Origin of the sequence: Clavibacter sp. VKM Ac-2873 (genome assembly GCF_015351075.1) — a bacterium.
Lineage (GTDB): Bacteria > Actinomycetota > Actinomycetes > Actinomycetales > Microbacteriaceae > Clavibacter.
The window spans coordinates 833,478-857,215 of sequence record NZ_JADKRS010000001.1 but is presented as its reverse complement, the minus strand read 5'-3'; the positions used below and the strand labels follow the sequence as shown (position 1 = coordinate 857,215).

20 protein-coding genes are annotated in these 23,738 nt (G+C 73.9%); 16 read left to right on the top strand and 4 right to left on the bottom strand.

What is annotated here, in order from left to right; genetic code table 11:
* The first annotated feature begins 12 nt into the window (after nt 1-12).
* Nucleotides 13-1,395 (top strand): glucose-6-phosphate dehydrogenase, encoded by a 1,383-nt coding sequence (locus tag ITJ44_RS03990; RefSeq protein ID WP_194633444.1) that lies wholly within the window; start codon nt 13-15, stop codon nt 1,393-1,395.
* Between the two features lie 20 nt (nt 1,396-1,415).
* On the opposite strand, the gene ITJ44_RS03985 is transcribed toward ITJ44_RS03990, so the two are convergent.
* On the bottom strand, nt 1,416-2,081 hold the full coding sequence (locus ITJ44_RS03985; RefSeq protein ID WP_228494480.1) for a hypothetical protein: 666 nt from the start codon (nt 2,079-2,081) through the stop codon (nt 1,416-1,418).
* Between the two features lie 208 nt (nt 2,082-2,289).
* On the opposite strand from ITJ44_RS03985, the gene ITJ44_RS03980 reads away from it, so the two are divergent.
* Nucleotides 2,290-3,522 carry a mechanosensitive ion channel domain-containing protein gene (locus ITJ44_RS03980; protein ID WP_194633443.1) on the top strand — a complete coding sequence of 411 codons (1,233 nt, stop codon included), beginning with the start codon at nt 2,290-2,292 and terminating at the stop codon, nt 3,520-3,522.
* Nucleotides 3,523-3,579: 57 nt separating this feature from the next.
* Here the strand turns inward: ITJ44_RS03980 and ITJ44_RS03975 are convergent, their stop codons facing one another.
* Nucleotides 3,580-3,768 (bottom strand): hypothetical protein, encoded by a 189-nt coding sequence (locus ITJ44_RS03975; protein ID WP_043560687.1) that lies wholly within the window; start codon nt 3,766-3,768, stop codon nt 3,580-3,582.
* Between the two features lie 167 nt (nt 3,769-3,935).
* On the opposite strand from ITJ44_RS03975, the gene ITJ44_RS03970 reads away from it, so the two are divergent.
* The 5 genes from ITJ44_RS03970 to ITJ44_RS03950 all read left to right on the top strand — a co-directional run bounded on the left by ITJ44_RS03970 (nt 3,936) and on the right by ITJ44_RS03950 (nt 12,071).
* On the top strand, nt 3,936-5,090 hold the full coding sequence (locus tag ITJ44_RS03970; protein ID WP_194633442.1) for an SLC13 family permease: 1,155 nt from the start codon (nt 3,936-3,938) through the stop codon (nt 5,088-5,090).
* A gap of 82 nt (nt 5,091-5,172) precedes the next feature.
* Nucleotides 5,173-5,751, top strand: a complete 579-nt coding sequence (locus ITJ44_RS03965) for a TetR/AcrR family transcriptional regulator (RefSeq protein WP_194633441.1) — start codon at nt 5,173-5,175, stop codon at nt 5,749-5,751.
* A gap of 60 nt (nt 5,752-5,811) precedes the next feature.
* Nucleotides 5,812-8,748 carry an MMPL family transporter gene (locus ITJ44_RS03960; RefSeq protein WP_194633440.1) on the top strand — a complete coding sequence of 979 codons (2,937 nt, stop codon included), beginning with the start codon at nt 5,812-5,814 and terminating at the stop codon, nt 8,746-8,748.
* Nucleotides 8,745-10,640: a YhgE/Pip domain-containing protein gene (locus ITJ44_RS03955; RefSeq protein ID WP_194633439.1), complete on the top strand. Its 1,896-nt coding sequence runs from the start codon at nt 8,745-8,747 to the stop codon at nt 10,638-10,640. The genes ITJ44_RS03960 and ITJ44_RS03955 overlap by 4 nt, the downstream gene beginning before the upstream one ends.
* 120 nt (nt 10,641-10,760) lie before the next feature.
* Entirely contained in the window at nt 10,761-12,071 is a 1,311-nt protein-coding gene (locus ITJ44_RS03950) for a hypothetical protein (RefSeq protein ID WP_194633438.1), read from the top strand.
* A gap of 78 nt (nt 12,072-12,149) precedes the next feature.
* On the opposite strand, the gene ITJ44_RS03945 is transcribed toward ITJ44_RS03950, so the two are convergent.
* Together ITJ44_RS03945 and ITJ44_RS03940 are read right to left on the bottom strand one after the other, a co-directional pair.
* Nucleotides 12,150-12,452 carry a putative quinol monooxygenase gene (locus tag ITJ44_RS03945; RefSeq protein WP_194633437.1) on the bottom strand — a complete coding sequence of 101 codons (303 nt, stop codon included), beginning with the start codon at nt 12,450-12,452 and terminating at the stop codon, nt 12,150-12,152.
* Nucleotides 12,453-12,620: 168 nt separating this feature from the next.
* A complete protein-coding gene (locus tag ITJ44_RS03940; RefSeq protein ID WP_194633436.1) occupies nt 12,621-13,496 on the bottom strand; it encodes a sugar phosphate isomerase/epimerase family protein in 876 nt (291 codons plus the stop codon).
* Between the two features lie 148 nt (nt 13,497-13,644).
* Here ITJ44_RS03940 and ITJ44_RS03935 point away from each other — a divergent pair, with 148 nt between their 5' ends.
* From ITJ44_RS03935 to mnhG, 9 genes are all read left to right on the top strand, one after another.
* Nucleotides 13,645-14,457: a fructosamine kinase family protein gene (locus tag ITJ44_RS03935; RefSeq protein ID WP_194633435.1), complete on the top strand. Its 813-nt coding sequence runs from the start codon at nt 13,645-13,647 to the stop codon at nt 14,455-14,457.
* A 100-nt stretch (nt 14,458-14,557) separates the two neighbouring features.
* The gene (locus ITJ44_RS03930; protein ID WP_194633434.1) at nt 14,558-16,153 is read left to right on the top strand and encodes a trehalose-6-phosphate synthase; all 1,596 of its coding nucleotides are present in this window, start codon (nt 14,558-14,560) and stop codon (nt 16,151-16,153) included.
* 5 nt (nt 16,154-16,158) lie between these two features.
* Nucleotides 16,159-16,986, top strand: coding sequence for a trehalose-phosphatase (gene otsB / locus ITJ44_RS03925; protein ID WP_194633433.1), 828 nt, complete (start codon nt 16,159-16,161; stop codon nt 16,984-16,986).
* A gap of 83 nt (nt 16,987-17,069) precedes the next feature.
* Nucleotides 17,070-20,075, top strand: coding sequence for a Na+/H+ antiporter subunit A (locus ITJ44_RS03920; RefSeq protein WP_194633432.1), 3,006 nt, complete (start codon nt 17,070-17,072; stop codon nt 20,073-20,075).
* A complete protein-coding gene (locus ITJ44_RS03915; RefSeq protein ID WP_194633431.1) occupies nt 20,072-20,632 on the top strand; it encodes a Na(+)/H(+) antiporter subunit C in 561 nt (186 codons plus the stop codon). The genes ITJ44_RS03920 and ITJ44_RS03915 overlap by 4 nt, the downstream gene beginning before the upstream one ends.
* Nucleotides 20,629-22,221, top strand: coding sequence for a Na+/H+ antiporter subunit D (locus tag ITJ44_RS03910; RefSeq protein ID WP_194633430.1), 1,593 nt, complete (start codon nt 20,629-20,631; stop codon nt 22,219-22,221). Before ITJ44_RS03915 ends, ITJ44_RS03910 begins: the two co-directional genes overlap by 4 nt.
* Nucleotides 22,218-22,892, top strand: coding sequence for a Na+/H+ antiporter subunit E (locus ITJ44_RS03905; RefSeq protein ID WP_194633429.1), 675 nt, complete (start codon nt 22,218-22,220; stop codon nt 22,890-22,892). The genes ITJ44_RS03910 and ITJ44_RS03905 overlap by 4 nt, the downstream gene beginning before the upstream one ends.
* The gene (locus tag ITJ44_RS03900; RefSeq protein WP_194633428.1) at nt 22,889-23,164 is read left to right on the top strand and encodes a monovalent cation/H+ antiporter complex subunit F; all 276 of its coding nucleotides are present in this window, start codon (nt 22,889-22,891) and stop codon (nt 23,162-23,164) included. Before ITJ44_RS03905 ends, ITJ44_RS03900 begins: the two co-directional genes overlap by 4 nt.
* Nucleotides 23,161-23,733: a monovalent cation/H(+) antiporter subunit G gene (gene mnhG, locus ITJ44_RS03895; RefSeq protein WP_194633427.1), complete on the top strand. Its 573-nt coding sequence runs from the start codon at nt 23,161-23,163 to the stop codon at nt 23,731-23,733. The genes ITJ44_RS03900 and mnhG overlap by 4 nt, the downstream gene beginning before the upstream one ends.
* The last annotated feature ends 5 nt before the right edge of the window (nt 23,734-23,738 follow it).

Genomic DNA, 23,738 nt, shown 5'->3' with positions numbered 1-23,738 from the left:
TAGCCTGACCGCATGCCCGCGACCTCCACGCTCCTCATCCTCGGCGCCAGCGGCGACCTCTCCGCGCGCCTCCTCCTCCCCGGCCTCGGCGAGCTCCTCGCCCACCGCCCCGACCTCGACCTGCAGCTCGTCGGCGCGGGCACGGAGGAGTGGGACGACGACCGCTGGCGCGAGGTGGTCCGCACGTCGTTCGCCTCGCTCGGCGCCGAGGGGCCCGCGGTCGACCGCGTGCTCGCCGGCACGACCTACCTGCCGGCCGATGTCACCGCGCAGGCGGACCTCGAGCGCCTGTTCGCGGCGTGCGACGCGGCACCCGCCGTGTACTTCGCGCTGCCGCCGGCCGTCACCGAGAGGGCGTGCCAGGCGATGACCGGGATGACGCTGCCCGAGGGCACGTCGCTCTCGCTCGAGAAGCCGTTCGGCACCGACCTCGCGAGCGCCGAGGCGCTCAACCGCCTCCTCGCGACGCTGGTGCCCGAGGAGCGCACCCACCGCGTGGACCACTTCCTCGGCCGGTCGACCGTGCGGAACCTCCTGGGGCTCCGCTTCGCCAACCGGATCCTCGAGCCCGTCTGGAACGCGCGGCATGTCGCGAGCGTCGAGATCGTCTACGACGAGCAGCTCGCGCTCGAGGGCCGCGCGCGCTACTACGACACCGCCGGGGCGCTCACCGACATGATCCAGAGCCACCTGCTGCAGGTCATGGCCGTGTTCGCGATGGAGCCGCCCGCCACCACCGGCGCCCGCGACATCCGCGACCAGAAGGCGCTCGTGCTCCGCGCGACGAGGCCATGGGGCGGCGACCCGGTGGCCTCATCGCGCCGCGCCCGCTACTCGGCGGGCGACGTCGAGGGGCGCCAGCTGCCGGCCTACGCCGACGAGGCGGGCGTCGACCCGGCCCGCGGCACCGAGACGCTCGCGGAGATGACGGTCGAGATCGCGAACTGGCGCTGGGCGGGCGTGCCGTTCCGGCTGCGCTCCGGCAAGGCGATGGCGGACCACCGTCGCGAGATCGTCGTGACCTTCCAGCCCGCGCCGCACATGCCCACCGGGCTCACAGGCGCGGAGGAGCCGGACCGGATCCGCATCCTCATCGCCCCCGACGAGCTGCACCTCGAGCTCAACGTGAACGGCCCGGCCGACCCCGAGGTCCTCGACCGCGCCGACCTCGTCACGGCCTTCGACGCCGGCGACCTGCCGCCCTACGGCCAGGTGATCGACGGGATCCTCGCGGACGACGAGAGCCTGTCGGTGCGCGGCGACACGGCCGAGGAGTGCTGGCGCATCGTCGAGCCGGTGATCGCCGCGTGGCGCGCGGGCGACGTGCCGCTCGAGGAGTACCCCGCCGGATCCGCGGGTCCGTGGGACGGTCCGCAGGTGGCGCCGAAGGGCTGAGCCGCCTGCGCGGCGGCCGGCTACGCGCGCAGGGCGGCGCGGAGCGCGGCGGGGACGCGGCGCGGGTCCCCGGCGAGCTCGGCGAGCGAGCCGTCGAGCGGATCCTCGTCGAAGACCGCGAGCTCGCGGGCGACCGCGTCCTGATGCGCCGTGGCGTCGCGCCCCGTGGCGTCGCGCCCCGAGGCGTCGCGCACGTCCGATCCGGCGGCCCGGGCGTCCTCGAGCGGCAGCTCGGCGGCCGCGGGGGAGGCGCCGAGCGCGAGCGCCACGTCACGGGCGATGTGCGCCGTCATCAGCTCGTCGAAGAAGCCGGCCGTGGTGTCGGGCGTGCGGCGGACGAGCGCCCACGCGCCGGCGGGGCCGAAGTGGTGGGCGAGCGCGGCCTGCACGATGAGGGCGAGCGGGCGGAGGTCCGGCTCGCGGTCGGCGGCATCACGGGCGTCGGCGTCCGCGGCGCCCGCCGACGGGTCCTCCGGCACGGCCTTGTGCGCGGGGACGTGGGTCGGCCGCACGGGACCGCCGTGCAGCCGTGCGGCGATCGCCGCCAGCTCGCCGGTGGCGGTCGAGACGACGGGCGCCGGGGGAGCGGTCGGCGCGCCGACGGGTACGCGCGCCTCGGGCCTCGGATCGGACGCCGCGGGCGCGGCCTCGGTCGGGACGGACTTGCCTCTGCGCCACCGGAACATGATCCACGGCCTCCCCGATCGCACCAGCGACGATCGGGACCATCATCGTGTGCGACACGCCCGGGCTGACCCGCGACACGCCGGTGATCCCGGGGCGGGGGCGCCGGGACGCGCCCCCGCCCGACGTCGACGGGCGGACCGCCCCGGGGAGCGCCTGCGAGACTGGACGCCCGGGACAGCGCGGTCCGCCCGACCACCTGGAGGATCCGTGGACCTGCCCGCCCTGCTCGCCGTGCCCGCCGTCGCCGTGACCGTCACGCTGCTCGCCGCGGTGGCCGCCGCCCTGCTCGTCACCGCGGTCGTCGCCCTCGTCGTCCGCCTCATCGCGCGCCGCCGCGAGTGGGCGGCCCGCCTCGTCCGCCGCGCCCGTCGGCCGTTCCGCGTGCTGCTCGTGGTGGTGGCGGTGTGGATCGCGCTCCGCTCCTCGGTCGCGCCGGGCGACGTCCGCGACGGCCTCGACCACCTGCTGCACGTGCTGACGATCGTCGCGGCCGCCTGGCTCGTGTGCTCCCTCGCGATCTTCTTCGAGGACCTCGGGCTCGCGCGCTACCGGGTGGACGTGGCGGACAACCGGGTCGCCCGCCGCGTGCGCACGCAGGTGCTCATCATCCGGCGGCTCACCGTGGTGGCGATCGTGGTGGTCGCCATCGGCGCGATCCTGCTGACGTTCCCGGGCGCGCGGGCCGCGGGCGCGAGCGTCCTCGCGTCCGCCGGCCTCGTCTCGATCGTCGCGGGCCTCGCGGCGCAGTCGACGCTCGCCAACGTGTTCGCCGGGATGCAGCTCGCCTTCAGCGACGCCATCCGGGTCGACGACGTGGTGATCGTGGAGACGGAGTGGGGGCGCGTCGAGGAGATCACGCTGACCTACGTGGTCGTGCACATCTGGGACGACCGCCGAATGGTGCTGCCGTCCACCTACTTCACCACCACGCCGTTCCAGAACTGGACCCGCACCAAGTCGGAGCTCCTCGGCGCGGTGGAGCTCGACCTCGACTGGCGCGCGACGCCCGCGAGCATGCGCGAGGAGCTCGACCGGGTGCTGGCCACGACCGACCTCTGGGACGGGCGCGTCTCCGTGCTGCAGGTGACGGACGCGGTCGGCGGCTACGTGCGGATCCGGGTGCTCGTCTCGGCGGTCGACGCGCCCACGCTGTTCGACCTGCGCTGCCTGGTGCGCGAGCGCCTCGTCGCGTTCCTGCACGAGCACAGCCCGCAGTCGCTGCCGCGGACGCGCGTCCAGATGGTGGATCCGGCCGAGCACGGCGACGACGCGCCCCGCGGGGCACGGCGAGCCGCCGAGCCCGAGCCGACGGGGCTGTTCTCCGGCACCGCGCAGGCGGACACGCGGGCGGGCCTGTTCACCGGGCCGATCTCCACGGTGCCCGCGGAGGAGCGCATCGACCTCGAGGTCGACGGCGACCGCTGGCGCACGCGCGACTGACGCCCCGGCGCGACCGACGCGCACGCCCGGGCAGCGTGCGCGTCGTGGGGTGGGCGGCTAGTTGCCGATCTGCCCGTCGCGCGAGTCCTCGATGACCGTGCCGATGGCGATCGCCACCGTGATGCCCCAGCTGAGCCACATGAGCCCGAGCTTCCAGTCGCGCGGACCCCGACGGGTCGTCTGCATGGTGCTCCAGCCGCCGACGAGGGCGCTGAGGACGCTGCCGTTCAGGATGTACTTGCGCATGACACCTCCCAGTGTGCTTCCACGGTACCGGGATCCGGCCGTCGCGTCCGCCGGCTGGCCGCCGGCCGGCCGTCGCGCGCCGGCCGGGCGGCGTCCCCTTTCCGCAGCCGGTGCGGACTCCCGGTGGGCGGTGAGTACAGTGATCGCGGATCAGACAGGAGGCGCCCGTGCGCACAGCCCTCATCGGGGTGGTGCTCCTCGTCGTCGGCGCCGTCGCCGTGGCCACCGGAGCCCTCCCGCTCGACGACCTCGGCGTCCTGTACGAGCGGGTCTGGCCGATCCTCCTCTTCGTGGTCGCGATCACCGTGGTCACCGAGCTCGCCAGCGAGGCGGGCCTGTTCACCTGGATCGCCGAGCGGGCGGCGGGCCTCGGCCGCGGCCGCACGTGGGCGCTGTGGCTCGCGACCGTCGTGCTCGCCTGCCTCTGCACGATCTTCCTGTCGCTCGACACGACCGCCGTGCTGCTCACGCCCGTGGTCGTCGTGCTCGCCCGGCACTGCGGGCTCCCGCCCCTCCCGTTCGCGCTGACGACGGTGTGGCTCGCGAACACGGCCTCGCTCCTGCTGCCCGTCTCCAACCTCACGAACCTGCTCGCGGAGCACGAGCTCGGCGGGCTCGGCCCGGCCGGCTTCGCGGCGCTCACGGTCGCGCCCGCGCTCGTCGCCATCGCGGTGCCCGTGCTCGCGATCCTCGTGATCCACCGCAAGGACCTCTTCACGCGGTACGAGGTCGGACCGCCGACCGCGCCGACGGACCGCGTGCTCCTCGTGGGCAGCGCCGTCGTGGTGGGGCTCCTCGTGCCGGCGCTCGTCTCGGGCGTGGAGGTCTGGATCCCCGCTCTCGCCGCGGCCCTGGTCCTCGCGATCCTCACGGCCGTCCGCCGTCCGCGGGTGCTCCGGCTCGGCCTCCTGCCGTGGCAGCTCGTGGTGTTCGCGTCGGGCCTGTTCATCGTGATGGAGGCCGCGCAGTCGCTCGGGCTCACCGCCGTCATGGCCGCGGTCTCGGGGCAGGGGCAGGACGCCGGAGCGCTCTTCCGGCTCGCGGGCGTGGCGACGCTCAGCGCCAACGCCGTCGACAACCTCCCGGCGTACCTCGCGCTCGAGCCCGTCGCGGGATCCCCGGAGCGCCTCGTCGCGATCCTCGTGGGCGTGAACGCCGGCCCGCTCATCACGCCGTGGGCCTCGCTCGCGACGCTGCTCTGGCACGAGCGGCTCGTGAGCATGGGGGTCCACATCAAGTGGTCGCGCTACATGCTGCTGGGGCTCGTGGTCGCGCCCCTCACGGCCGGCCTCGCGATGCTCGCCTTCGTCCTCACGCGCTGATCGGCCGCCCGCGCCTGGCAGACGACTGGCAGTCTGACCGATCGTGCAGGGACTGACCGATCGGTCGACATAGGCTCTCCGCGTGACCCGAACCCCCCGCGCCTCCGCCGGCGACGAGCTGCGCACCATCGCGGCGGCGCGCTTTGCCCGCGACGGATTCCAGGCCACGTCGCTCCAGCAGATCGCGGACGAGGCGGGCTACTCCAAGTCGAGCGTGCTGTACCACTTCGCCTCCAAGGAGGCGCTGCTGGACGCCCTGCTCGAGCCGACGATCGACGCGCTCGCCGAGGTCATCGAGCGCGCCGACTCCATCCGCGGCGACGACGACGCCCGGCGCCAGTTCGTCGAGCGCTTCATCGACTTCCTCCTGCTGCACCGGCACGAGGTGGCCCTCTTCATCACGCAGGGCCGCTCGCTCGGGCACCTCGCCGTGATCGAGCGCGCCAACGACCTCGTGCGCGCGCTCGGCGAGACCGCCGGCGCGCTCGACAGCACGCTCGACCAGCTGCGCTTCGGCGTGGCGCTCGGCGGCGCGGCGTACATCCTCGCCGCGAGCGACGACTGGTCCACCAACGAACCGCTGCCCGACGACGAGATCAGGGCCGCTCTCGTCGTGGTCGTGGGGGAGCTCCTCGCCCCCCTCGGCACCCGCTCCGCCTGATCCCGCTCCGCCCCCGCACGTCCCCACGCGCACGTCCCACGCAAGGAGAGCCACCCGCCCATGGCCACGCTTCTGTACCGGCTCGGCCGGATCTCGTTCCTCCACCCGTGGCGCGTCATCGCCGCGTGGATCCTCGTCCTCGGCATCCTCCTGGGCGGCGGCCTCGCGCTCGGCGGGAAGACCCAGGAGTCGTTCTCGATCCCCGGCACCGAGTCGCAGGAGGCCATCGACCGGCTGGCCGCCGTGTTCCCGCAGGCCGCGGGCGCGAGCGCCCAGATCGTGACGGAGGCGCCCGCGGGCGAGAAGGTCACCGACGACGCCCCGAAGGCGGCCATCGAGGCGGTCGCGACGGCCGCGGGCGAGGTCCCCGGCATCACCACCGCGCTCTCCCCGTTCTCCGAGTACGCGACCGACGCGGTCTCCGACGACGGCACCGTGGCGATCACGACGGTGCAGTTCGCCGGGCAGAGCGACCAGGTGACCACCGCGACGCTCGACGCCCTGAAGGCGTCCGCGCAGGCGGCGACCGACGCGGGCCTCACGGTGTCGTTCGGCGGCCAGCTCTTCCAGGACATCCACTACGGCGTCACCGTGACGGAGGCGTTCGGCGTGCTGTTCGCGGGACTTGTGCTCGTGCTCACCTTCGGGTCGATGCTCGCGGCGGGGCTGCCGCTCGTCGGCGCGCTGGTCGGCGTCGCGGCGTCCGCGGGCGCGCTGCTCGCCGCCTCGAAGTTCGTCACGGTGTCGAGCGCCTCGCCGCTGCTGGCCGTGATGATCGGCCTGGCCGTCGGAATCGACTACGCCCTCTTCATCCTCATGCGGCACCGCACGCAGCTCGCCAACGGGATGCCCGTCGAGCGGTCGGCGGCGACCGCCGTGGCGACGGCCGGCAGCGCCGTGATCTTCGCGGGCGTGACGGTGATCATCGCGCTGCTGGGCCTGCTCGTGGTGCAGATCCCGTTCCTCACCGTGATGGGGCTCGGCGCGGCGTTCGCGGTGCTGCTGGCCATGGGCGTCGCGACGACGCTGCTGCCGGCCATGCTCGGCCTCGCGGGCGAGCGGCTCCGGCCGAAGGAGGGCTCACGCGCCGCCCGCCGCGCGAAGGCCCAGGCGGAGGGGACGCAGCGCACCCTCGGCGCGCGCTGGGTGGCGATCGTCACGAAGGTGCCGATCATCCCCGTCGTGATCGTCATCGGCATCGCCGGCCTCCTCGCCGTGCCCGCGTCGCAGCTGCAGCTGGGGCTGCCGAGCGGGGCGACCTCGCCCGCCGGATCCACCAGCCGCGTCGCGTACGACACCGTCTCCGACGCCTTCGGGCCGGGTCACAACGGACCGCTCGTCGTGCTCGTCGACATCACGCAGACCACCGACCCGATCGGGGTGCTCGGGAAGATCGGCGACGAGATCCGCGGCCTCGACGACGTGGCGTTCGTGGGCACCGGCACGCCGAACCCGTCCGTCGACACCGCGATCATCCAGGTCGTGCCGGACAGCCCGCCCGAGTCGGCGGAGACGACGGCGCTCATGCAGTCCATCCGCGACCTCGCGCCCGGCCTCCGGGACCGCTACGACACGCGCGTGTCCGTCACGGGCACCACGGCCGTGCAGAACGACATCTCGCAGCGGCTCGACCAGGCGCTCGTGCCGTTCGGGATCGTGGTGGTGGGGCTGTCGATCATCCTGCTGATGATCGTGTTCCGGTCGATCTTCGTGCCCGTGAAGGCCGCGGTCGGCTTCCTGCTGAGCGTCGTCGTCTCGTTCGGCACCGTGGTGCTGATCTTCCAGCAGGGCCTCTTCGCGGACGCGCTCGGCGTGACGCCGGGCCCCATCCTCAGCTTCATGCCGATCCTGCTCATGGCGATCCTCTTCGGGCTCGCCATGGACTACGAGGTGTTCCTCGTCTCCGGGATGCGCGAGGACTTCGTGCACCACGGCGACGCGAGGCGCGCCATCGTCACGGGCTTCTCGGGCGCCGCGCGCGTCGTGACGGCCGCCGCGCTCATCATGTTCTTCGTCTTCGCGGCGTTCGTGCCGGAGGGCGCCGGCGTCATCAAGACCATCGCCCTCGGGCTCGCGGTCGGCATCTTCTTCGACGCCTTCCTCGTGCGCATGACCCTGGTGCCCGCCGCCATGGCGCTCCTCGGGAAGCGCGCCTGGTGGATCCCGCGCTGGCTCGACCGCATCCTCCCGGACGTCGACATCGAGGGCGAGGGCCTCCGCGAGCACCAGGACGACGTCGACTGGGCCCGCGCGTCGGGCGCCGCCGTCGCGGCGGAGCGGCTCGTGGCGGGCGTGCCGGGCCGCCGTCTCGCGCCCGTCGACCTCAGCGCCCCGGCCGGATCCCTCGTGCTCGTCGAGGGCGACGTCGCCGACCGGCGCCTCCTCGGCGCCACGCTCGGGGCCCGGCTCGCGCCGCTGTCCGGCCGCGCGCACGTCGCCGGCCACCCGCTCGCCTCCGAGTCCGGCCGCGTGCTCACGAGCGTCGCGATGGCCGACCTCGGCCGCGTCGACCGGGTGGACTCCGGGCTGACCGTGGGGGACCTCCTCGCCGAGCGCATCGACCTGTCCGAGCCGATGGGCCGCCGCCGCGGTGCCCGCGCCCGGCAGGAGGAGTGGCTCGACCGCATCGACCGGGCCGCGGAGGCGGCGGGCGCCCGGCCCATCGGCGCCGACGATCCGGTGGGGTCGCTCCTGCCGCTCGAGCGCGCGATCGCGCTGACGGCCGTCGCCGCCGCGGGACGCGCGCCCGTGCTCGTGCTCGACGTGGTGGATCCGTTCCCGGACGCCGCCGCCGAGCGCGCGTTCCTCGCGGCCCTGCTCGTGCTCGTCCACGAGAGCACGACCGTCCTCGTGGGCGCGCCGTGGTTCCCGGACGACCACGGCCTCCCGGGGAGGCCGACCGTGCGCCTCCGCCTCGCCGCCGACGACGCACCCGCCGTCGTCGAGCGCCCCGACATCGACCAGCCCGTCACGACCGGCAAGGAGACCCGCCGATGACCACCCGCTCCGTACGCCGACGCCTCGCCGTCGCCCTCGTCGCGATCGTGCCCCTCGCGGTCGCCGGCCTCTTCATCGGCTCGCTCTCGGACGTCGCGAAGGGCGTCGAGCGCGTGCCGGCGGCCATCGTCAACCAGGACGAGATCGTGCAGCAGAAGGCCCAGGACGGCACCGAGTCGCCCGTGCTCGCCGGCCGCCTGCTCGTCACCCAGCTGACCTCGGACGACAACCAGGCCTTCGACTGGACCATCACGAACGCCGACGAGGCCCAGAGGATGCTCGACGACGGCGAGGTCTACGCGGTGCTCACGGTGCCGAAGGACTTCTCCTCCTCGATCGTGTCGCTGTCGACGGACGCCCCGCAGCGCGCGCAGATCAGCGTGAAGACGGACGACGCCCACGGCTACCTGACGGGGGCGGCCACCCAGGCCGTCGGCGTCGGCATGACGAGCGTGTTCGGCAACGCCATCACCTCGCAGTTCGTCTCCGGCATCTACACGACCTTCGGCGGCCTCAAGGGGTCGCTCACGGACGCGGGCGCGGGGGCCGACAAGCTGGCCGACGGGGCCACGCAGCTCTCCTCGGGGGCGACGACGCTCGGCGACGGGATCACGCGGCTCGGCGACGGCGTCGGGCAGTCCCAGCAGGGCGCGTCGAAGCTCGCGGACGGCCTCGGCACGTACACGGGCGGCGTCTCGCAGCTCTCCTCCGGACTCGACCGCCTGCAGACCGGGGCCGCGGGGCTGTCGCGGGTCTCCGACGGCGTCGGGCAGTACGCGGGCGGTGCCGGGACCATCGCGGCGCAGGTGGCGGGGCTCCGGCAGCAGCTCGCCGCGAACCCGCAGAGCGCGCCCATCGCGGCCCAGCTCGAGCCGCTCGAGCAGGGGCTCGACCAGTACGCCGCGCAGGGGCAGGCGCTCGCGTCGCAGACGGCCGCCGGGATCCAGGGCGTGCAGCAGGGCATCGGGCAGAGCGCGTCCGGTGCGTCGCAGCTCGCGGCCAACGGGCCGGCGCTCGTCTCCGGCGCCCGCCAGCTGAGCGACGGCCTCGGTCAGCTGCGCACCGGCACGACGTCCGCGGCGACGGGCGCGGGCGACCTCGCGACCGGCGCCACGTCGCTGTCGTCCGGCGCGACCGACCTCGGCACCGGCCTCACGCAGGGCGCCGAGCAGATCCCCTCGCTCGACGCCGACCAGGCGTCCCAGGCGTCGGGCGTCGTCGCGGATCCGGTCGGCCTCACGGTCGAGCGCGAGAACGAGATCGGCAGCCCGGGTGACGCCATCGCCGCGATCTTCGTGCCCATCGGCCTGTGGCTCGGCGCGTTCGCGACGTTCCTCGTGCTGCGCCCCGCCGCTCGCCGGCTCCTCGCCTCCTCGGCCGCGACCGGCCGCGTGATGGGCCGCGTGCTCGCGCGCGCCGGCCTCATCGCGCTCGCCCAGGTCGTGCTGCTCGTCGCGCTCGTGCACGCGGCCCTCGGCCTGTCCCTCGCGCTGCTGCCGGCCACGCTCGGGTTCGCCGTCGTCACGGCGGCGGCCTTCACGGCGATCCACCACCTGCTCCGGCAGGCGTTCGGCCGCGCCGGGCTCGTGGTGTCGCTCATCCTCCTGGCCATCCAGGCGGCAGCGATGGGCGGGGTGATCCCGCTGCAGCTCATGGCCGGGCCGTTCCAGGCGATCAGCCCGTTCCTGCCGCTCACGTACGCGGCCTCGGGCATGCAGGCGATCATCGCGGGCGGTGCCCCGGGCGTCGCGTGGGGCGCGGCCGGCGTGCTCGCGCTGTTCCTGCTGCTGAGCCTCGCGGTGTCGTACCTCGTGACCCGGCGCTCCCGCCGTGCGAGGAGCCTCGGACTCGTGCCCGGGACGACGCCGTCCTCGGTCGCCGTCGCCGTCTGACGTCCTGCCTCGGCGGCCGCGCGCGTCGGCCGGTCGCCGGGGCGGGACCGTGCACAGCGCGTCCGGCGCTCGATCCGGTGCCCGTATTCTGTTGAGAACCATTCTCAGAAAGCGGGCACCATGCGCATCCCCTCCCTCCTCGCGGCCGGCGCCGCCGCCCTCGGCCTCCTCGCCGGCTCGATCGCGGCGCCCTCACCTGCCGCCGAGGCGGCGCCCCGGGCCCGATGGCTGCTGGTCGCCGATGCGGCCGCCCACGCGGTGTCCGTCGTCGACGCGTCCACCGGCCGCATCACGGGCGCGCTGCCGGACGCCGTGCTCGGCACGCACGCGGGCGTGATCCAGATGGGCCACGGCCGCGTGGCCTTCGTCGACGAGTCCGGGCCGCGGCTCGACGTGGTCGACATCACCTCGTCGGGCGTCCCGCGCGTCGCGTCCGCCACGCCGATCCCCGATGCCGCGGGCGCATGGACCCGGGCCGGCTGGATCGCGGACGACCCCGGCCACCGGTTCGTCGCGGTCGGCTCGGACCTCGACGGATCCACCACGCAGCAGGTCACGGTGCTCGACACGCGCAGGCAGCTGGCCCGCACCGCGACCATCCGCACGAGCGAGGTCACCCTCGCCACCACGGGGGAGCGCGGGACCGAGGAGATGGAGACGTTCCTGGTCGGCTCGCCGCTGCGGCTCGTCGTGACCGCGGGCGGCCGCCTCGACGCGTACGACGTGGCGGCGATCCTCGGCGGCGACGCGTCCCCGACGCCCGTGGCGACCACCCCGCTCGGCGCGTACCCGCACGGTCCGGTCGCCGACGCGCGCGGGACAGTGATCGGCTCGACCCTGCACGACGGGATCGAGACGGTGCCGCTGACGCGCGGCGGCTTCGGCGCGTCCCTCGCCCGGCCCTACCCCGAGCCCGCCGTGCAGAGCTACCGTCCCCGGATGGCGCCGGACGGCGAGACCGCCGTGGGCACGCAGACCGGGACCGGGCCGGGTGCGCCCACCCTGCTGACGTCGTCCTCGATGCGCGGCGCGGGCGTCGCGAGCGTGGCCCTCGGGTCGGGCACGTCCACCCGCGCGGTCGTCACGCCCGGGTACGCGGCCGCCGTCGTGACCGCGGGCGGCGTGGACACGCTGTCCCTCGTCGCCCGCGGACGCGCGGGCCTGTACGACGGCGCGGTGACGACCGTGCGGCTGCCGGCCCTCGGGCAGGCGCCGGGCGCCGGATCCTCGGCGCGCTTCCTCGCCGCGTCCGACGACGGCTCCGAGCTGTTCCTGTCCCGGGCCGGCACCGGATCCGTCCTCGAGATCGACGTCGCGGGCACGAGGGCGACCGTCCGCGGCACGATCGCCGTCCCGTCCGCCCTCGCGGACGGCGGCTACCTCGCCACCGTGGACCCGCACCAGCGCCCCTACGACCTCAGCGGGCGGTGACGGCGGAATCAGTCCCCGCGCGCGACGAGGGCCGCCCGGATGCCCGGGCGGCCCTCGTCGCGCGTCGTGCCCGCGCCGCTACAGCGCGAGCGCGATGCGCCCGCTGAACACGCGGGTCACGGGCGGCGCGGCCAGCACCTCGCCGAGGCGGGCGACACCTTCCGGGGTGGCGCGCCAGGCGACGTACGCGTCGTGGTCGGCGGTCGACGCCCACTGCTCCACGACGATCATGCGGGCCGGGTCGGCGTCGTCGACCAGGACCTCGAGGCCCTCGTTGCCGGCGAACGCGCGGGTGGCCTGCAGGGTCTCGGCGAGGACGTCGGCGACGTCGGCCAGGCGGCTCTCGTCGACCTGGATCTCGAGGTGCACGGTGGTGCTCATGGTGTCTCCGGTCCCGACGGCGGGCGGGCGGTGCCGCGCGCGACGTCGATCATGTGCGGGGACGTTCCCCTCGTCCATCCAACCCCGCGCGGGTGCGCGGCAGTCCCGACGGGCACGCGCGGGCGTGTCGGGAGGAAGGGGCGGGCGCCCGGTCGGACGCCCCGCGACTCACCTGTCCCGACGGAGCGCGGTGCGGAGCCGCTGGTACCCGGAGACCACGGGCGGCGCGACGGGCGTCTTCTCGGGAGCCATGTCGAGCCGGAGCTGCCGCTGCGCGAACTCGCGCGTCTCGACGAGCAGGGCGAGCCGCTGCTCCTCGGTCTTGGCCTTCCGGGTGTTGACCTCCGCCACGACGCCGCCCTGCCAGCCCTGCTCGGCGAGCCAGCGGAGCGTCTCGGCGACGGGCTGCGTGCCGCGGCCGGGCAGCAGGTGCTCGTCGAGGATGCGGCCGTCGTCCTGCGAGCCGGAGCCGTCGCACAGGTGGACGTGGCGCAGGCGCGGGCCGAGGGCCTTGGCCATCTCGAGCGCGTCCTGGCCGGAGAGCGAGGCGTGCGAGAAGTCGAGGGTGGTGGCGTCGCAGTCCATGTCGCGCGGATCCCAGCCGGGCGCGTACGCCTTCATGCTGCGGCCCGCGACCTGCCACGGGAACATGTTCTCGACCGCGATCTCGACGCCCGTCTCCGTCTGGATGGAGCGCACGATGTCGAGGAACGACTCGGCGTAGCCGGCCTGCCACCGGAACGGCGGGTGCACCACGACGGCGGGGGCGCCGACGGCCCGCGCGAGCTCGGCGGACCGCTCCAGCTTCACCTTCGGATCCCGGCCCCACACGAAGTGCGTGAGCAGCAGCACGGGCGCGTGGATGGAGAGGATGGGCAGGCCGTGCTTCTCCGACAGGGCGCGGAGGGCGACGGCGTCCTGGGTGACCTCGTCGTTCGTCACCATGATCTCGACGCCGTCGAAGCCGGCGCGCTTCGCCATGATGAAGGCGTTCTCGACGGGCTGGGGGTACACGCAGGTCGTGCTCATGCCTACTCGGATCACGTCGGCGACCCTACCTGCCGGCCCTGTGCCCGCGGGGTACGCGCGCGGTCCGGCGCGTGTCGGGTACGCGACGCGGACACCGGGGATCGGCATGCTGGTCGGGACGGGAGGGTGCCCGCACGTGGCGCCCGCGAGGCGGGGAGCGGGCATGGCGGCTGCGGCATCAGGCGGGATCGGGAGCGCCGGCGCGTTCCGGAAGGAGCGGGCCGACGCGCCGCGCGGGTTCTTCGAGGCCGAGGCGGCCGGGCTCGCCTGGCTGGCGGAGGCGGAGCCCGACGGGGGAGCGCGCGTGGTCCGCGTCCTCGACGTGGCGCCCGTCCGCATCGACCTGGAGCGCCTCGCCACCGCGCGTCCCACCCGGTCGGCCGCCCGTGCGCTCGGCACGGCGCTCGCCGTCACGCACGCCGCCGGCGCGCCGGCCTTCGGGGCGCCGCCGCGGGGTCTCGACGGCCCGGCGTTCATCGGCCGTCAGCCGCTGTCGGTGCGCGCCGCCGACGGCGCGGGGGACGGCTGGGGCGCCTGGTACGCCCGCGAGCGCGTGCTGCCGTACCTCCGCCGCGCGGTCGACGCCGGGAACGCGACCGCCGCGCAGGCGTCCGACGTGGAGCGCGCGTGCGACCTCGTCGCCCACGGGCGGTTCGACGACGGTGCGCCGCCCGCGCGGATCCACGGCGACCTCTGGGCGGGCAACGTGCAGTGGACGGACGCCGGCGCGGTCCTCATCGACCCCGCCGCGCACGGCGGACACCGCGAGACCGACCTCGCCATGCTCGCGCTCTTCGGCTGCCCGGGCCTCGACGACCTGCTCGGCGCCTACGCGGACACCGGATCCCTCGCCGCGGGCTGGCGGGGACGCGTGCCGCTGCACCAGCTGCATCCGCTCGCCGTGCACGCCGCGTCGCACGGCCCGGCGTACGCCGACGCGCTGCACGACGCGGCCCGCGCGGTGCTCCGCATGTGACGCGGGCGGACGCGCGACCCCCGGTCGCGCCGCGGTCGGACTGGTAGCCTCGACCCACCGAGCAGGTACCACAGAGCTCTGCGCAACCGAGACGGGAACCGTGACTCCGCCACCCTCATCCACGCCCTCCGCGACCGAGCCGACGACGGCCGCCGCGCACGACGGCGCCGACGTCGAGCCCGGCGCCTACGACCTCGTCGTCGTGTCGAACCGCCTCCCGGTCGACCGCGTCGTCGCCCCCGACGGCACCACCTCCTGGCGGCACTCGCCGGGCGGCCTGGTCACGGCGCTCGAGCCCGTGATGCGCGCCAACGAGGGCGCGTGGGTGGGCTGGCCGGGCATCGCCGACCACGACGTCGAGCCCTTCGTCGACGACGGCATCTCGATCATCCCCGTCACGCTCACCGAGCAGGACCTCGCCGAGTACTACGAGGGCTTCTCCAACGACACGCTGTGGCCGCTGTACCACGACGTCATCGCGCAGCCGAGCTACCACCGCGAGTGGTGGGACACCTACGTCACCGTCAACCAGCGCTTCGCCGACGCCGCCGCGAAGGCCGCGGCGCCCGGCGCCACCGTGTGGGTGCAGGACTACCAGCTGCAGCTCGTGCCGAAGATGCTCCGCGAGCAGCGGCCGGACCTCACGATCGGCTTCTTCAACCACATCCCGTTCCCGCCCTACGGCATCTACTCGCAGCTGCCGTGGCGCACGCAGATCATCGAGGGGCTCCTCGGCGCCGACGTCATCGGCTTCCAGCGCGTCGCCGACGCGGGCAACTTCACGCGCGCGGTCCGGCGGCTCTTCGGGTACACGACCCGCGGATCCACCGTCGACGTGCCCGTGCGCGGCGGCGTCCCGCTCACCATCCCCGGCACGAAGCCGTCGAAGCCCGTGCGCGAGCTCCGCACCCGGCAGGTCGTCGCGAAGCACTACCCGATCTCGATCGACGCCCGCAGCTACGAGGAGATGGCCAAGGACCCGGCCATCCAGGAGCGCGCACGCCAGATCCGCGCCGACCTCGGCGACCCGAAGACGATCCTGCTGGGCGTCGACCGGCTCGACTACACGAAGGGCATCGGCCACCGCCTCAAGGCGTTCGGCGAGCTGCTGGCCGACGGCCGCGTCTCGGTCGAGGACGCCACGCTCGTGCAGGTCGCGAGCCCGAGCCGCGAGCGGGTCGAGACGTACCGGCAGCTGCGCGACGAGATCGAGCTGACGGTCGGCCGCATCAACGGCGACTACGGCTCCATCAGCCACACCGCCATCAGCTACCTGCACCACGGGTACCCGAAGGAGGAGATGGTGGCGCTGTGCCTCGCGGCCGACGTCATGCTCGTCACGGCCCTCCGCGACGGGATGAACCTCGTCGCCAAGGAGTACGTGGCCACCAAGCACTCGAACGAGGGCGTGCTGGTGCTGAGCGAGTTCGCGGGCGCCGCGGACGAGCTGAAGGCCGCGCTCCTCGTGAACCCGCACGACATCGAGGGCCTCAAGGAGGCGATCCTCCGCGCCATCGAGATGCCGAAGGCCGAGCAGCGCAAGCGCATGCGGTCGCTCCGCAAGCGCGTGTTCGAGAACGACGTGGCCGCCTGGTCGAGCGCGTTCCTGGCCGACCTCGGGCGCACGCACGCCGCCTCGATCCACGAGGGACCCGACGAAGAGGTCGTCGCGCCGGCTCTCGACGAGGGCTGGTAGCGCACGTGGCCGAGCTGACCACCGACATCCAGGCCAAGGGCGGCCGCGGATTCCCGGGCCGCCTGTTCGAGGCGCTCACCGAGCTCGCGCGCACGCCGCGCCTGCTCGTCGCGCTCGACTTCGACGGCACGCTCGCGCCGGAGGTCGACGATCCCGAGAAGGCGCGCGCGGTCCCCGAGGCCCGCTCCGCGGTGCTCGCGCTGCTGGCCCTGCCGGAGACGCGCGTCGCGCTCGTGTCCGGCCGGGCGCTCCGGAGCCTCGAGGCCGTGGCGGACCTGCCGGACGACGTGCTGCTCGTCGGGTCGCACGGGGTGGAGATCCGCCTCGACACCGACGACATCGAGCTCACCCTCGACGAGGGCGAGCTCGCCCAGCGCGGTGTGCTCTCGGACGTGCTCGGCCAGGTCGCCGACTCGCTCGACGAGGTGTGGATCGAGGAGAAGCCCGCCGGCTTCGCCCTCCACACGCGCCTCGCGACCGAGAAGCACAGCCGCATCGCGCACCTCGTCGCCACGCAGGAGGCGCACGCGGAGGTCGAGGGCCTCAAGGTCCGCTCCGGCAAGGACGTGCTGGAGTTCAGCGTCCGGCACGCGACCAAGGGCGAGGCCGTCGAGCACCTGCGCCGGTACGCCGAGGCGACCGCCGTCTTCTACGCGGGCGACGACGTCACCGACGAGGACGCGTTCGCCGCGCTCCAGGCCGGCGACCTGGGCCTCAAGAGCGGCACGGGCGCCACGGCGGCGGACTTCCGGGTCGACGGCCCGCACGACGTCGCGCGCGTGCTCCAGGTCCTCGCCGACCTCCGCGCCGAGCCGGCCGTCCATCCCGACTGAGGCGGCCACCCCGGCCACCCCGGCCTCTCAGGTAGGGCTCAGGTAGACTGGGGAAATAGCCGACTCGCGAGAGGAGACCGCACGTGATCGTCCTCCTCGCGGTGTTCCTGGTCGCCTCCGTCTGCATCCCGCTGCTCGCCCGTGTTCTCGGCGTGCGCGCGTTCGTGGTCGCCGCCCTCGTGCCGGCCGCCGCCTTCGCCTACACGGTCGCGCAGGCCCCGGCCGTGCTGCCCGACGGCGAGGTGGTCGAGCGCCTGGAGTGGATCCCGTCGCTCGGCATCACGCTCGACATGCGGATGGATGCGCTCTCGTGGCTCCTCTCCCTCGTGGTCACGGGCGTCGGCGCGCTCGTGCTCCTCTACTGCGCCCGCTACTTCCGCTCCAGCGAGGAGGGGCTCGGCCGGTTCGCGGGGCTGCTCGTCGCCTTCGCGGGCGTCATGTTCGGCCTCGTCCTCGCCGACGACGTGTTCGTGCTCTTCACCTTCTGGGAGGCGACGAGCGTCCTCTCGTACCTGCTCATCGGGCACTACACGGGCAAGAAGGCGAGCCGCGGCGCGGCGCTGCAGGCGCTCCTCGTCACCACGGCGGGCGGGCTCGCCATGCTCGTCGGCCTCGTGATCCTCTCGGTCGCCGGCGGCACCACGAGCCTCGCGGCGCTGGTCGCGGATCCCCCCGGCGGGCCGCTGATCCCCGTCGCGGTCGTGCTGATCCTCCTCGGCGCGCTCTCGAAGTCCGCCCTCGTGCCCTTCCACTTCTGGCTCCCCGCCGCGATGGCGGCGCCGACCCCGGTGAGCGCCTACCTGCACGCCGCGGCGATGGTGAAGGCCGGCATCTACCTCATCGCCCGACTCGCGCCCGGGTACGCCGACGTGCCCGGCTGGCGCGCGTTGCTCGTCGCGCTCGGGGTCGCGACGATGCTCGTCGGCGGCTGGCGCGCGCTCAAGCAGATGGACCTGAAGCTCGTCCTCGCCTACGGCACGGTCAGCCAGCTCGGCTTCCTCACCGTCATCGTCGGCTACGGCACCCGCGACGGCGCGCTCGCGGGGGTCGCCCTGCTCCTCGCGCACGCGCTGTTCAAGGCGACCCTGTTCCTCGTCGTCGGCGTCGTCGACCACCGGGCCGGGACGCGCGACCTGCGGAAGATCAGCGGGCTCGGCCGCAAGGCGCCCGTGCTCGCGGTGGTCGCGGCGCTCGCCCTCGCCTCGATGGCGGGCCTGCCTCCCTTCCTCGGCTTCGTCGCGAAGGAGGCCGTGCTCACGGCGCTCCTCACCGACGCGGAGCTCGGGGGCGGGCTCGGCTGGGTCGCGCTCGTCGGCGTCTCCGTCGGCTCCTGCCTCACCGTGGCGTACAGCGCGCGCTTCATGTGGGGCGCGTTCGCCCGCAAGCGCGGGGTGGACGAGGTCCAGCCCGTGCACGAGCACCTCGACTTCCTCGTGCCCCCCGCCGTGCTCGCGGTCGCGGGCCTCGTGCTCGGGTTCCTCGCGTCGTCCGTCGACGGGTGGATCGCGGGCTACGCCGACACGCTCCCGGCCGCGAGCGCGGGCGCCGCGGGGGAGCCCGACCACACGTACCACCTCGCGCTCTGGCACGGCGTGGAGCCCGCCCTCCTCATCTCCATCGGCACGCTCGTGGTCGGCCTCACGATGTTCCGCCTGCGGGACGGCGTCTTCGCGCTCCAGTCGCGGGTGCCGTCGTGGATCGACGCGGCCCGCATCTACTGGGCGTCGATGCGCCTCATCGACCGGGTCGCCGCGCGCACCACCGCCACCACGCAGCGCGGCTCGCTGCCGTTCTACCTCGGCGTGATCCTGCTCGTGCTCATCGGCTCCGTCGGATCCGCGCTCGCGCTCAACCGCTCGTGGCCGACCACCGCGGTCCCGTTCGACCACCCGGCCCAGCCCGTGATCGGCGTCGTGATGATCGTCGCCGCCATCGCGGCCGCGCGCGCCGGCAAGCGCTTCCAGGCCGTGGTGCTCGTCGGCGTCACGGGCTACGGCATGGCCGCGCTCTTCGCCCTGCACGGCGCGCCCGACCTCGCGCTCACGCAGGTGCTCATCGAGACGATCACGCTGGTCGCGTTCGTCCTCGTGCTCCGCCGCCTGCCGGTGCGGCTGGGGGAGCGCAACCGCTCGGTGCACCCGATCTGGCGGGCGACCATCGGCATCGCGGTCGCCGTCCTCATGTCCACCGTCGCGGTCGTGGCGCTCGGCGCCCGGGTCGCGTCGCCCATCTCGCTCGAGTTCCCGCGCCTCGCCTACGAGCAGGGCCACGGCAGCAACGTCGTCAACGTCACGCTCGTGGACCTCCGCGGCTGGGACACGATGGGCGAGATCTCGGTGCTCATCGTCGCGGCCACGGGCGTGGCGAGCCTCATCTTCCTCAACCGCCGCACCGACTCGCTGCCGCGCCTGACCGCGCCGTCGCGCCGCAGCCTGCTCGCGCGCCTCTCCGGCCGGCACGACCCGTCGCCGCAGGCGCCGCTCGAGGTGGAGCGCGGCGCCGACGGTCCGCGGATCCAGGCCCGGCAGGCGATCAAGGACCAGGGACGCACCGAGCGCAGCCCGTGGCTCCTCGCCGGCCGCACGCTCGCGCCCCAGAACCGGTCGATCCTCCTGGAGGTCGTCGTCCGGCTCCTCTTCCACAGCCTCATCGTGGTGTCCGTGTACCTGCTCTTCTCGGGCCACAACCTGCCGGGCGGCGGATTCGCGGGAGGCCTGATGGCGGGCATGGCGCTCGTCGCGCGCTACCTCGCGGGCGGCCGCTACGAGCTCGGGGCCGCGGCCCCGGTGGACGCGGGGCGCGTCCTGGGCACGGGCCTCGTCTTCGCGGTCGGCACCGCGATCGTCCCGCTCGTCTTCGGTGCCGACGCCCTCACATCCACGTGGATCGACACCGAGGTGCCGCTCGTCGGCCACGTCGAGTTCGTCACGAGCACCTTCTTCGACGTCGGCGTCTACCTCGTCGTCGTCGGCCTCACGCTCGACGTGCTCCGCAGCCTCGGCGCGGAGGTCGACCGCCAGGAGGAGAGCGACCGCACGGTCGAGCAGGGAGCTGACGGCATGGAGACCGAGCAGGGGGTGAGCGTGTGAGCGTCTCCGTCACCCTCATCGTGATCATGGCCGCGCTGTACGCGACGGGCATCTACCTCATGCTCGAGCGGAGCATGACGCGGGTGCTCCTGGGCTTCCTGCTGGTGGGCAACGCGACGAACATCCTGATCCTCATCATGTCCGGCCGCGTGGGCCTCGCGCCCATCTACGACGCGGACGTGGATCCGGCGGAGTACGCCGACCCGCTGCCGCAGGCCCTCATCCTCACGGCCATCGTCATCACCTTCGGCGTCTCGGCGTTCCTCATGGCGCTCATCTACCGCTCCTGGCGGCTCGCGAACGCGGACGTGGTCACGGACGACGAGGACGACCTCGCGATGCGCGGCCCCCGCACGGGCCTCGGCGAGGAGCCCACGGTGCCCGACGACGACGACACCGAGTTCGGCACCAACGCCGAGGCCGCCATCGCGTCCGCGCGCAAGCTCCGCGACAACCGGTCCGACCTGGAGGAGGCCATCGACGACTCCGCCGATGACGACGACGACCGCGACTTCCGCACGAAGCGCGCCGAGAAGGAGAAGGGGGAGGGCTCGTGACGATCTTCCAGACCCTCATCCCGCTCGTCGTGCTCGTGCCCCTGCTCGGCGCCGCGGCGGCCCTCGTCGCCGCGCGCCAGCGCCGCCTGCAGGTCGCCGTCTCGGTGCTCGCGCTCGTGGCCGTCGTGGCGATCAGCGCCGTGCTGCTCGTGCTGGTGGACCAGCAGGGCGGCCAGTCCGTCGAGGTCGGCGGGTGGGCCGCGCCCTTCGGCATCGTGCTCGTGGTCGACCGCCTCTCGGCGCTCATGCTGCTGATCTCGTCGATCGTGCTGCTCGCGGTCCTCATGTTCTCGATCGGCCAGGGCCTCGAGGACGGCGACGGCGAGACGCCGGTCTCCATCTACAACCCGACGTACCTGATCCTCGCGGCGGGCGTCTTCAACGCCTTCGTGGCGGGCGACCTCTTCAACCTCTACGTCGGGTTCGAGATCCTGCTCGTCGCGAGCTACGTGCTGCTGACGCTCGGCGGCACGGAGGCCCGGATCCGGGCGGGCGTCACCTACATCGTCGTGAGCCTCGTCTCGTCGATGCTGTTCCTCGCGTCCATCGCGATGATCTACGGCGCCCTCGGCACGGTGAACATCGCGCAGATCTCGGTGCGGCTCGACGAGATCCCGCCGGACGTGCAGCTGATCCTGCACATCATGCTGCTCGTCGCGTTCGGCATCAAGGCGGCCGTGTTCCCGCTGTCGTTCTGGCTGCCGGACTCCTACCCGACCGCGCCCGCACCCGTCACCGCGGTGTTCGCCGGGCTCCTCACCAAGGTCGGCGTCTACGCGATCCTCCGCACCGAGACGGTCATGTTCCCCACCGACCAGCTCTCCACGGCGCTCATGGTCGTCGCGGCGCTCACGATGGTGATCGGCATCCTGGGCGCGGTCGCGCAGGCGGACATCAAGCGGCTGCTGTCGTTCACGCTGGTGAGCCACATCGGCTACATGGTCTTCGGCATCGCGCTCAACACCGTGGCCGGCATGACCGCGACCATCTACTACGTGATCCACCACATCGTCGTGCAGACGACGCTGTTCCTCGCCTCCGGGCTCATCGAGCGGACGGGCGGCAGCACGTCCATCAACAAGCTCGGCGGCCTGCTCAAGGCGGCGCCGGTCATGGCGATCCTGTTCTTCATCCCCGCGCTCAACCTCGGCGGCATCCCGCCGTTCTCCGGCTTCATCGGCAAGGTCGCGCTGTTCGACGCGGGCGCCGACGTCGGCGGCTGGCTCACGTACGCGGTCATCGCGGCGGGCGCGGCGACGAGCCTCCTCACCCTCTACGCCCTCGCCCGGGTCTGGAACATGGCGTTCTGGCGCGGCGCCGATGAGGTCCAGGACTACGAGTCGCCGCTGCTCGACCAGCTCTCCGAGCGGCCGGGCGGCGAGGCGACGACCACCGTGCGGAAGACCCCCCTGCTCATGACGGGCGCGACGGCCGGCATGGTCGTCGTGAGCGTCGCGCTCACCGTGTTCGCGGGTCCCGTCTACGCCCTCGCCGAGCGCGCGGGCGAGAGCCTCACGGGTCCGGGGTCCGGCATCGGCTCGGGCGAGCTCGGCTACGTCGAGACCGTCTTCCCGGGAGGCGTCCGATGACCCCGCGTCGCGCCCGGGCCCGCGCCGAGCGGCTCTCGCTCCTCGTGCAGCTGCCGCTGCTCGTCTGGCTCGTGATCCTCTGGCTCCTCCTCTGGGGCCACGTCACCGTCATCTCGGTGGTCACCGGCGTCGTGCTCGCGCTCCTCGTGACGCGGGTGTTCTACCTGCCGCCGGTGGAGCTGTCCGGGCGGTTCGACATCCGCTGGGCGATCATCCTGCTCGGGCGCTTCGCGCTCGACCTCGTGCTCGCGTCCTTCCAGGTCGCGGCCATGGCCTTCGACTGGCGCCGCGTGCCGGTCAACTCGGTCATCGCGGTGCACCTGCACACGCGCAGCGACTTCGTCATGACGCTCACGGCCGAGCTCGTCTCGCTCGTCCCGGGGTCCATCGTCGTCGAGGCCGACCGGGAGCGCTCGATCCTCTACCTGCACGCGCTCGGCACCTCCACCCCTGAGGAGGTCGAGCGCGTCCGCGAGACGACCCTGCAGGTCGAGAGCCGCATCGTCTTCACGCTGGGCACGGCCGACGACGTGTGGCGCGTGAACCGCGAGCGGCGCGAGACGGGCCGCGAGCCGCTGCTGCAGACCCGCAGGCAGCGCGCCCACGAGCAGGTGCGCGATCGCGACCTCGAGGCGGGGCTCATCTCGACCACGGGGGAGGAGCTCGCATGAGCATCGTGATGCAGGTCGGCTGGGTCGTCGTCGGCGCACTCTTCTTCTCGACGGCGGCGATGGCGCTCGTGCGCATCGTGCGCGGTCCGAGCATCCTCGACCGGATCATCGCGTCCGACGTGCTGCTCACCACGCTCATCTGCGTGCTCGGCGCCGAGATGATCTACAACCACCACACCCGCACGGTGCCGGTGATGCTGGTGCTCGCCATGACCGCGTTCCTCGCCACGGTCGCCGTCGCCCGCTACGTCTCGAAGCAGGACCCGTCGTGAACGACGTCCTCGCGTCCGGCCCGCTGGCCGACGCCCTCGACGTCGTGAGCCTCGTGCTCCTCATCCTGGGCGGCGTGCTCTCGGTCGCGGCGGGCGTCGGCCTCCTCCGCTTCCCGGATCCGCTCGCCCGCATGCACGCGGCCACGAAGCCGCAGATCCTCGGCGTGATCCTGGTGCTCCTCGCGCTGGCCCTGCAGTCGCAGAGCCTCAGCACGGTCGCGATGCTCGTCCCCGTGCTCCTCTTCCAGATGCTGACGGCGCCCATCTCCGCGCACATGGTCGGCCGCGCGGGCTACCGCCTCCGCCACTTCCTGCGCGAGGACCTCCTCGTCGACGAGCTCGAGGAGGCCATCGACCGGGCGCACGACGAGCTGCGCGCGGCCGACGAGGTGGACGCGTCGACGCTCCCCGTCGGATCCGCCGAGAACATCGCCGCCGAGGAGGCCGGCCACGTCGCCGGCGGCGCGGGGCCCCGGGACGACGCGCCGACGGCGGCCGCGGCGACGCCGCCCGATCCCCGTCGCGCCGGCGACGCGGACGCAGGCCGGCTGCCCCCGGGCTTCGGCTGACCCGT